At 67.4% G+C, this 8,282-nt stretch carries 9 protein-coding genes and 1 pseudogene; 2 read left to right on the top strand and 8 right to left on the bottom strand.

Features of this window, described 5'->3' with window-relative positions:
* Nucleotides 1–370: 370 nt before the first annotated feature.
* On the top strand, nucleotides 371–1,564 hold the full coding sequence (locus ACTWPW_RS61735; RefSeq protein WP_443174660.1) for an RNA-guided endonuclease InsQ/TnpB family protein: 1,194 nt from the start codon (nucleotides 371–373) through the stop codon (nucleotides 1,562–1,564).
* Between the two features lie 265 nt (nucleotides 1,565–1,829).
* Here the strand turns inward: ACTWPW_RS61735 and ACTWPW_RS61740 are convergent, their stop codons facing one another.
* From ACTWPW_RS61740 to ACTWPW_RS61760, 5 genes are all read right to left on the bottom strand, one after another.
* On the bottom strand, nucleotides 1,830–1,976 hold the full coding sequence (locus tag ACTWPW_RS61740) for a hypothetical protein (RefSeq protein WP_443174661.1): 147 nt from the start codon (nucleotides 1,974–1,976) through the stop codon (nucleotides 1,830–1,832).
* Nucleotides 1,977–2,075: 99 nt separating this feature from the next.
* On the bottom strand, nucleotides 2,076–2,669 hold the full coding sequence (locus ACTWPW_RS61745; protein ID WP_443174662.1) for a hypothetical protein: 594 nt from the start codon (nucleotides 2,667–2,669) through the stop codon (nucleotides 2,076–2,078).
* Nucleotides 2,670–2,963: 294 nt separating this feature from the next.
* Nucleotides 2,964–3,173, bottom strand: coding sequence for a hypothetical protein (locus ACTWPW_RS61750; protein ID WP_443174663.1), 210 nt, complete (start codon nucleotides 3,171–3,173; stop codon nucleotides 2,964–2,966).
* 437 nt (nucleotides 3,174–3,610) lie between these two features.
* The gene (locus ACTWPW_RS61755) at nucleotides 3,611–4,132 is read right to left on the bottom strand and encodes a single-stranded DNA-binding protein (RefSeq protein ID WP_443174664.1); all 522 of its coding nucleotides are present in this window, start codon (nucleotides 4,130–4,132) and stop codon (nucleotides 3,611–3,613) included.
* A 501-nt stretch (nucleotides 4,133–4,633) separates the two neighbouring features.
* Nucleotides 4,634–5,089 (bottom strand): Scr1 family TA system antitoxin-like transcriptional regulator, encoded by a 456-nt coding sequence (locus ACTWPW_RS61760; protein WP_443174665.1) that lies wholly within the window; start codon nucleotides 5,087–5,089, stop codon nucleotides 4,634–4,636.
* Between the two features lie 183 nt (nucleotides 5,090–5,272).
* Between ACTWPW_RS61760 and ACTWPW_RS61765 the strand changes: the two genes are divergently transcribed.
* Nucleotides 5,273–5,506 carry a cold-shock protein gene (locus tag ACTWPW_RS61765; RefSeq protein ID WP_443174666.1) on the top strand — a complete coding sequence of 78 codons (234 nt, stop codon included), beginning with the start codon at nucleotides 5,273–5,275 and terminating at the stop codon, nucleotides 5,504–5,506.
* Nucleotides 5,507–5,701: 195 nt separating this feature from the next.
* Here the strand turns inward: ACTWPW_RS61765 and ACTWPW_RS61770 are convergent, their stop codons facing one another.
* The 3 genes and pseudogenes from ACTWPW_RS61770 to ACTWPW_RS61780 all read right to left on the bottom strand — a co-directional run bounded on the left by ACTWPW_RS61770 (nucleotide 5,702) and on the right by ACTWPW_RS61780 (nucleotide 7,485).
* Nucleotides 5,702–5,911, bottom strand: coding sequence for a hypothetical protein (locus tag ACTWPW_RS61770; RefSeq protein WP_443174667.1), 210 nt, complete (start codon nucleotides 5,909–5,911; stop codon nucleotides 5,702–5,704).
* Nucleotides 5,908–6,438: pseudogene (locus ACTWPW_RS61775) on the bottom strand (IS21 family transposase); the annotation flags it as partial. The gene ACTWPW_RS61770 and the pseudogene ACTWPW_RS61775, both read right to left, overlap by 4 nt.
* A 750-nt stretch (nucleotides 6,439–7,188) precedes the next feature.
* The gene (locus ACTWPW_RS61780; protein WP_443174668.1) at nucleotides 7,189–7,485 is read right to left on the bottom strand and encodes a hypothetical protein; all 297 of its coding nucleotides are present in this window, start codon (nucleotides 7,483–7,485) and stop codon (nucleotides 7,189–7,191) included.
* Nucleotides 7,486–8,282 lie beyond the last annotated feature (797 nt).

An 8,282-nucleotide genomic window follows, 5' to 3' on the forward strand; every position in this document is an offset into this window, starting at 1 on the left:
TTCTCGTGGAGACCGAGCCGGGATTGTTCACTCAGCCGCATCCGTAACCCGGCAACGAGCCCGTGACCAGCCCTTCTCGTGCAGAGCAAGCGATCAAAGGGACATCAACTCGCGAACCGCCCTCTGATGTCGTCGACCTGAGCTTTGCGGACAGCTTCGTGCCATCGCTGGACGCGGTTGGCGAACCGCCAGCCGAGCGTGAATCCGGCGCTCATCATGACGCAGCCGATGCCGATGAGCCACCACCAGATATCACTCACCGGGTACTTGCAGCGTGGATGCCCCGTCCTTCAGGGCGGGGAGGAAACGCGGAACGGCGGGCCACTGTGGGGTCCTGGTTTTGTCGGTGGTGGTCGGTAGCTTGGCCGGCATGTCCCGCTACCGGCTTCAGCCCACGCCGGCCCAAGAGCAGGCGCTTGTGGAGCATCGCGGGCACGCCCGGTTCGTGGGGAATCTGGCCGTTGAACAGCACGCGCACTGGAAGCCGGGCCGTAAGAGCGCGCCGGGGTTTGCCGAGCAGTGCCGGCAGCTCACCCAGGCACGAGCCGCGTTCGCCTGGCTGCGCGCCGGATCGATTATCGTGCAGCAGCAGGCCCTGAAGGACTTCGCCCAGGCGATGGCGAACTTCTTCGGCACCACCCACCAGCGTCCGACCTGGCGCAAGCGCGGGCAGGGGGAAGGGTTCCGGATCGTCGCCGTCAAGGCCGGCGACGTCCGTCGCCTGTCTGGCAACGTCGGCGAAGTGAAGGTGCCGAAGGTCGGCTGGGTGCGATTCCGCTGGTCCCGCGCCGTGCCCGCGGGCGTGAAGTCCTTCCGCATCACCCGCGACCGTGCCGGGCGCTGGCATGTGGCGTTCGCCGCGATCCCCGAGCCGACCCCCGCACCGGGCACCGGCGAGGTGGTGGGCGTGGACCGGGGTGTCGCGGTCAGCGCCGCCCTGTCCACTGGACAGATGCTGTACGTTCCCGGCCTGCGCGAGAGCGAGAAGGCGCGACTGCTGCGGCTGTTGCGCAAACTGGCCCGGGCCAGGAGGGGGTCGAGGCGGCGCGACAGGGTGAAGGCCGCCATCGCGCAGCTGAAGGCGCGCGAGGCCGACCGGCGTCAGGACTGGGTGGAGAAGACTTCCACCGGCTTGGCACGCCGGTTCGACGTGATCGCCGTCGAAGACCTGAAGATCCGCAACATGACCCGGTCGGCCAAGGGGAGTATCGCCGAGCCCGGCAGCAACGTTGCCGCCAAGGCTGGCCTGAACCGGGGTATTCTCGCCGCGGGGTGGGGCCGGCTGGTGGCCCGGCTGGAGGACAAGGCCCCGGGCCGGGTCGTGAAGATCAATCCTGCGTACACGAGTCAGCGGTGCTCGGCGTGCGGGATCGTGGACCGGCAGGCGCGCGAGAGCCAAGCGCGTTTCCGGTGCCGGTCCTGCGGATACGCCGGCAACGCCGACGTGAACGCGGCACGTAACATCAAACACGCGGCAGGGCATGCCGCCGCTGCGCGGGAAGGCCCACCGCTGGGCGGGCCAGTGAACCGCGAACCTCAACACGACCCCCTCCTGGTGAGGTAGTCGTGCTGGAATCCCCCGCCTTCAGGCGGGCGGAGGATGTCAATGTGCGCCTCCTGAGGAGGGCAAACCGTGTCACGCGGCCGAGCTCGGGCGGCCCGCAGACGATTTGTTGGCGACGGCGCCGATGCCGCTGTCGGATCCATCTCTGCGCGAGAGGCGTGAGGGTGGAGGCGGAGGGCACCGACGTCACCGTCCAACTTCTCGGCACCTGCCCTATAACGTGTCGGCGCGGCGCGCATGGCCCCCGTCTGCATTTCCTGGCCTGTCACCACTTGGCCTGCTGCTGCGCGGCCCACTCGTACCAGCCGAGCGGGCTATCGTAGTGCTCGTACGCCTGTTGCAGCTCGTACTCCTCGACGGCGCTCTCGTGGTCCTGCTGCGCCGCCTCTCGGTAGCCGTCATCAGTGGTCATCGTTGTCCAACCTCCGGTCGTCCTGGCCCTGCTTCCCGTAGGCGGCCTGCAGGAGCTGGTGGGCCGCCTACCTTGGTCGCATGTCGTAGTGGTGAGGTGTCACGCGCTCGGCTGCAACGCCTTATGCGCTTGCCGCTCCAGGGCGCTGGCGATCAGGTCCGGCAGGTGCTTACGGACCATGGCGCGGACGCGGACGATACTGCCGCCCCACTCGTGGAGCTCGCGCACCAGCGGTTCGATGTCCGCGAGATCTGGGACCGGATCAGGCAACACACCCGCCTCGTCTGCACGCTCGAAGAAGCGCTCATAGGTATCGCACCAGCCCTGGTTGACGCCGAAGGCTTCCAGGTCCTCGCGGGACAGCGGCAACGCCCGCAGAACAGCCTCCGCTTCCTGGCGGTAGCTGCCCCGGCTGATTTCCGGGTCAGCGGCGATGAAGCGCACCTGCGGGTTATCGGAGGTGGCCAGGTTCTGGAAGGCTTGGTCGCGCTTGTCCTGGTATGCCTTTCGGACGGCGCTGAGGGCTCTGGTGCGCCTGTCCTCGGCTTCGATGAAGGCTTTGTCCTCCTCTGGCGACATGCCGGCGCGCCACTCGGGAACCGGGTTTTCCGCGCGGGCACGGTGACGGTCGAGGTCGTAGGTCTTCTGTGCCTCGTCAAGGCCGGCGAAGTACGCCTCTATCTCGGGAAGCATGATGGGTCTCTCCATTCTTTTCGTTGGACCTATGGGAGATTCGTGGTGGCCGCCTGCCGATGCGCAGGTGTGCCGTCGCAACGGCTGAGGCCGATTTACGGACTGGGCCAGTAGCGCCTTGTCAGAACGGCGGCGGCTTGGAGCTTTGTCTGGCTTCGCCGGGAACCATTCGCGCGTGCCGCTGTGAGGCTCGTGCTCGTCGGGTCGACGACGCGCGAGCGGCCGTCGTTGGCAGCCAGCGCTCGGCGGCGCTACCGCTCAGGGTGAAGACCGCCCCGGGTCAGAAGGGTGGTACTAGCGCGACCAGATGCGCTGTTCCTGGTCGGACCGGGTCGCTGGGGCGCTTGGCGACCTCACGCGGTGCTGGTCAGGGGTGTCTGTGCTGGTGACGCTGCTCTGCAACGCCCACAGGAGCACAATCAGCATGATGCCGACGAAGACGGTGGCGATGACCTGAACGACTTTGAAGGAGACGAAAATGATTTGGCGATGCTCTGATGGCACGGCGCTTTCCCTTGTGGAGGGGAGTCGAAACTGAAAGTCGCGGGAAGCCGCTATCAGCAGGAGGAGCTCTCGGGAGGTTCGAAGGGTCGTGCTCGGCGGCGCACGATGGAGGGCGGCGCGTCTGCTGGTCTTCCGGCATGGGCGGCTGCGCTGACCTGTCCGGAATACCAGGACGCGCCTGCCGGTGAGTTGCCGGGATGCGAGGACGACCGTGACGTCTCACCCCGCCGGTCGAGCGCCGCCTAGCATGGGATCACACACGCCCCTCTTCTTGCGTGTCACCGCCGCGTGGGTTGGCTCAGGGGGTCGTGGAGGGAGGCCATCGTCGGCACCTCCTGCTTCCCGGTGGAGGGCAAGCAGGAGGGCACGGGGCGTGCGCGTTCATGGCCCCTGTGGCGGGGGCGAGCTGTCACCGCGTCGGCGGCTTGATCACCGGGTCAGAAGTCAGGTTCGCCCGCGATGGTGGCGGGTGAGGGGATGAAGTCCGCCGCGCTGTCGTCTGCGGGCTGAGGGCCCGGACGCTCCGTCGTGGCGGAGGCCCACGCGTCGTCGGCCGGACCGCCGCCGAAGCCGCCGCCCCCGCCGCCGCCTTGGCGGGAGGTGCGGTTGACCTTGGCGGTGGCGTTGCGCAGAGACGGGCCGACCTCGTCGACCTCGATCTCGTAGATCGTGCGCTTCTCGCCTTCCTTGGTCTCGTAGGAGCGCTGCTTGAGCCGCCCCTGCACGATGACCCGCATGCCGCGCTGGAGGCTCTCGGCGGCGTTCTCCGCCATGTTCCGCCACGCGTTGCAGGTCAGGAAGAGGCTCTCGCCATCCTTCCACTCGTTGGTCTGTCGATCCATGAACCGCGGAGTGGATGCGATGCGGAATCGAGTCACCGCTTGCCCGGTCGGGGTGAAGCGCAGCTCGGGGTCGTCGACCAGGTTGCCGACGATGGTGATGACGGTGTCTCCTGCCATGTCCTGTGTGCTCCTCTACCTGTGGGATGACGGAGCGGCCCCGATTCAGGTCATGTCACCTGGCGGCTGCTTCTGCCAAGTCACCCGGCGAGGTATCGCTCCGTGTGTCGGTACGGGCTGCTGCGCAGGCGGGACGAAGGTGTGCAAGCTGATGGCCCGCACGAGCAAGATGTTCTCCGCCCGCGGAGAAGATCTTGCTCGTGCGGGTGAGCCGTCGGCTTGCGCACCGCTGGGACGCCTGCGAAGGTGCTTGGGCCGAGACGCGGATACCACGCCCGGCGTATCACGTCTGCAGGTGCGGTGCTTTCATGCCAGCGGGGCCGTTGGTTGATGTGACCGGAGGCGTTCTGCAAGGTTCTGCACGCAGCCGGTCAGGGCTCAGTTCCTGGCGCGCTGCACGTCTGTGTATTTCGTGGGAGTGCCGGCCGGGGCAGGTGCCCCCTGGTCGGGTGCTGGTGTGGTCGCGACCGCCCTTCAAGGACGAGCGCGGTGTAGCGGTCATCATGGAGCCGGTTGGCCTCGTTCGTCTTCGGGCGGGGCAGGTGTCAAGGTCATTTCGTTGGCGACCTGCTTGATGACTGCCGCCGTCGTGTCGGAGCTCAAAGCGTGGTCCAGCATGACAGCAACGTCGGCCTTGATGGCGCAAAGCCGCGCGTGGTCGTCGACGAGCGTTTCCTGCCCGACGCCGAGGTCCGGGTAGAGGATCGGGGGCAGGTCCTCGGCGAAGTCCAGCAGGGTGAAGGCGCCGTAGGCCATCCCGGTGTGAGCGTCGGCGGCAAAGGGGATGACATGCACACTGATGTTCGTGTTGTGTGCCACGGTGTCGGCTATGGCGTGGAGTTGACGGGCCATAATGGCTGGTGATTTTGCTGGTGAGTAGCAGCAGCGTTTGTCGGTCAGTTTGGACAGCACTCGGGGGCTGATCGTGCCCGGAATGTCGGTGAGAAGTAGCAGCACCCGGAGACTCGACCACTCACCTATCGTGTTCAGGTGATTGCTGATAGAGACGCCCGGCGTGCTGGCTTGGAGAGGGAGCCAGCACGCCGGGCGCATGAGCTCTGGGCGCAAGCTCGTGCGGTTCCCGGAGGGTGCAGCCCAGGGCCAGAGAGTGATCTTCAAGTAATCGGCGATAATATGATCATGACACGTGGCACTGTGAAGTTCTGGAAGGTCGAGAAGGGTTGGGGAGCAATCTCTTCTCCGGAGCTCCCGGCCGATCGCGATGCCTTCGCGCACTTCAGCGACGTCGTGGCGAGCGGGTATCGGGTCCTGGAGGCAGGTGACGAGGTCGAGTTCGACGTCGTCAAACGGTCGCAGGACAGCTTCGACTACGTGGCTGAAAACATCCGGAGACTGCGATGTACCGGGTTGTAAGGCCAACCCCGGACGCCGCGCGCCAGCGAACCGTCGAAAAGGCCCATCAGCCGCGCACCACGACCCCGCCCGGACGCGCCGGGCGGGGTCGTGATGCGCGGTCAAGCCCTCAGGCCAGGAGGCCCAGGGTTTCGGGCGTTTCCCAGGCCGTCAGATGCCGTTCGGGGTCGGTTTCCTCCTGCGCGAACTCGTTGATCAGCTCGACGAGGGTTCGCCGGTCCTGCTCGGACAGGTAATCAGCAACTCGGCCAGGAAACCCAGATAGCTCATCTGATCGCGCGGGGCGGCAGCGGCCAGCTCGACGAACTGGGAGCGGATGGTCGGCAGCCGCAACCGCTGGCAAGCCTGGCAGATCGAGGCTTCGGCCGCTTCCTCGGTCAGGGCGCGGCGGTGAAAGGTGGTCATGGCAGCTCTCCCTCGGATGCGGGCCGGCCGCCCGGGCGGCGGCGCAGTAGTTGGTCGTAGACGGCCACCGACGGCAGCGGCCGGGTGTCGGGCGGCAGCTGGGCCAGCCGCCGGGTGGTCAGCGACACCACCGCCGGCTCATCCAGCCAGGCCAGCCGTTCCGGCCGGGGCGGCGGACCCGGCTCCGGACTGTCGTCGGCCTGAGCGATCTTGCGGGCCTCCAGCGCCACGGCATCGGCGGTCAGCGCGCTTACCTTCAACGCGGCCTCCATCCCCGCCACCACGTGCCGATGCTCCATGTGCCGGTGCAGCAGCAGCACCTCGATCAGCGCCCGGGTCCCGTCCGCGTCCCCGTGCTTGCGGCGGGCCGCGGCCCACCAGGCCTCATGGACGGCGGTGAAGGTGCCCGCGGCCCGGGCCTGTTCCAGCGCGGTGGCGCCGGGCAGCGCGCCGGGCTTGTGCGCCAGGGCCTCCAGGTAGTGGTCCAGCTCCAGCCGGGCCCCACCCTTGGCGATCAGCCGCTCGTGGGAGGTTCACCAGTCCCGCCCATTTCAGCCAGGCGTTCCGCGGCGCCCACGACCTCTCGCCGCGCGAGATCCGCCGGCAGTGCGCGACGGCCTGCAACTCGGTGGAACGGGCTTGTGTTCAGGCAGAGGTGTTGTCGCTGTTGACGCAGTGGCCGTCGGTTGCGCAGCGTTCATCGTGGGCGTAGGCGCGGCTGCGGTGCGAGGAGGTGGGATGTGCCGCATCCGAAGCGCGGCGGCGCGCAGCTCACCCGCCGGAGGTGGTGTTCTTGCCCGGGTCGGCGTGGGACGCTCGGCGCGTGCCGGGGCTTCTGAGGCGTCGCTGCCCACGGAGTTGGGCACGCGGATGTCGTACGAATCCTCTTCATCGGGCGCGGCATAGACGGGCAGCGGATTCAGGGGCTGGCTGGCGACGCTGTTGCAGCGCATCTGCCGCCCACGCGGGAGGGCGATTCCGCTTGCCGTACGTGCGGTTGATGGACGTTCCGCCGTCTGGTGCGTCGGATGGTAGGGAGGTTCCGCTCAGTGGCGGGGTGGCCAGGACGGTCGTCGGTGCGGTGAGCGGGGGCGCGCCGGGCACCGTTGCGGCGGAGCGTGATCTCGTCCGTCGTGCCGGGTGTTCCAGCAGTTTCGGCGCGAGCGAGCGCGCCATGGCCGCGACAGGGAGTGTCAACCTTAATTTTACAGTCCCCGGCCTGTCGCTCGGCAATGGTGTGGGTGTGGGGTGCCGGAGGTGGCCCGCCGGTTGCACCGTCAGGTGCGGCCCTGGTCGACGAAATCGCCGGCCAGCAGCGTGATGATGGCCAGGTGCTGCGGGTCCGCCTCCGGGTCTGCAGCGACCAAGTCGGTGAGGTGAGCTCCCACCCGGATGGTGATCCACGCGATGATGGCGGGGGGCAGGTCAGCGAATTCTGCTCTGAGCCGGGCGCCGAGGTGGTTCGCCCGATCGTTGATGGCACGGGCGGATTCGTCGGTGAGCTCGTCTTTGAGCTGGGAGATGGTGGTGCGGGTCGCCTCGACCCAGCCGGGCCATACGGGTGTGTACGTCATGGTGATGCGCTGTCCGGACGCGGTGCTGCAACGGGGCTGTGGGGTGCCTTGGGGGGCCTATGCGCAGGCTCGCGGAGCACGTGCGTAGGTCACTGCTCGGATAAGCCCTCTGGGGCGGCCGGGGGTGAGGAGCGGGCGAACAATGCGATGGCGCGTTCGGGCATCGACCCCCAGGCGACTCCTTGCCTGTCCCACTGCTGAAGATTTCTCATCAGCCACAACGCTCCCTTGTGAAAGCGCCTCTTCACGACCGGCGCCTGGTGGAAGCGGGGGTGGTGGGTCACCGCGGTGCCGCAGATGCCGTAGTGGGATAGGAGGGCGCGAATGATCGGGTTGGTCCGTCGCTCGCGCGGGTGTGTGGAGTGCGGTGGTGGGGTTGCGCCTGGCACCAGGGTGTTGGGCAACTGCTTGACGGAGATGCGGTCTTGCCGGGGTGGTCGGGGTGAGGGGTCGGGCAAGGTGGTGCCCTTTCGAGGAGCGGTCAATGCCGTCCGGCTGCCGGGCTGGCGGTAGCAGGCTGTTTCGAACGACGGAAGGGGGAGGTTGCTGGGCTGTCATATCGATGGCGTTGCTCGGCTTGGTGCGGTCGCGGTAGGAATCGGATCATGCGGGTGCGGATCCGTGGACGGTTCCGGCAGCGTGGCGTGTTGGAGGCACGCAGTTTATGGAGCTAGACGAGTAAGTCCTAAGTCGCTGCCAGGCGGAGTGTGAACATGACGAAGGGTGTTGACGATCGGTTTGTGACAACAGACCTCAACACCCTTCTCACCGCACTGTACGTCAGGATCGACGACTGG

Source organism: Nonomuraea sp. KM90 (genome assembly GCF_052246675.1).
In the GTDB taxonomy this organism is placed as follows: domain Bacteria; phylum Actinomycetota; class Actinomycetes; order Streptosporangiales; family Streptosporangiaceae; genus Nonomuraea.

Coding starts and splice junctions, on each gene's coding strand:
- ACTWPW_RS61780 (WP_443174668.1), bottom strand. CDS start 7,485: ATGACGTACACACCCGTATGGCCCGGCTGGGTCGAGGCGACCCGCACC.
- ACTWPW_RS61755 (WP_443174664.1), bottom strand. CDS start 4,132: ATGGCAGGAGACACCGTCATCACCATCGTCGGCAACCTGGTCGACGAC.
- ACTWPW_RS61745 (WP_443174662.1), bottom strand. CDS start 2,669: ATGCTTCCCGAGATAGAGGCGTACTTCGCCGGCCTTGACGAGGCACAG.
- ACTWPW_RS61740 (WP_443174661.1), bottom strand. CDS start 1,976: ATGACCACTGATGACGGCTACCGAGAGGCGGCGCAGCAGGACCACGAG.
- ACTWPW_RS61765 (WP_443174666.1), top strand. CDS start 5,273: ATGACACGTGGCACTGTGAAGTTCTGGAAGGTCGAGAAGGGTTGGGGA.
- ACTWPW_RS61770 (WP_443174667.1), bottom strand. CDS start 5,911: ATGACCACCTTTCACCGCCGCGCCCTGACCGAGGAAGCGGCCGAAGCC.
- ACTWPW_RS61735 (WP_443174660.1), top strand. CDS start 371: ATGTCCCGCTACCGGCTTCAGCCCACGCCGGCCCAAGAGCAGGCGCTT.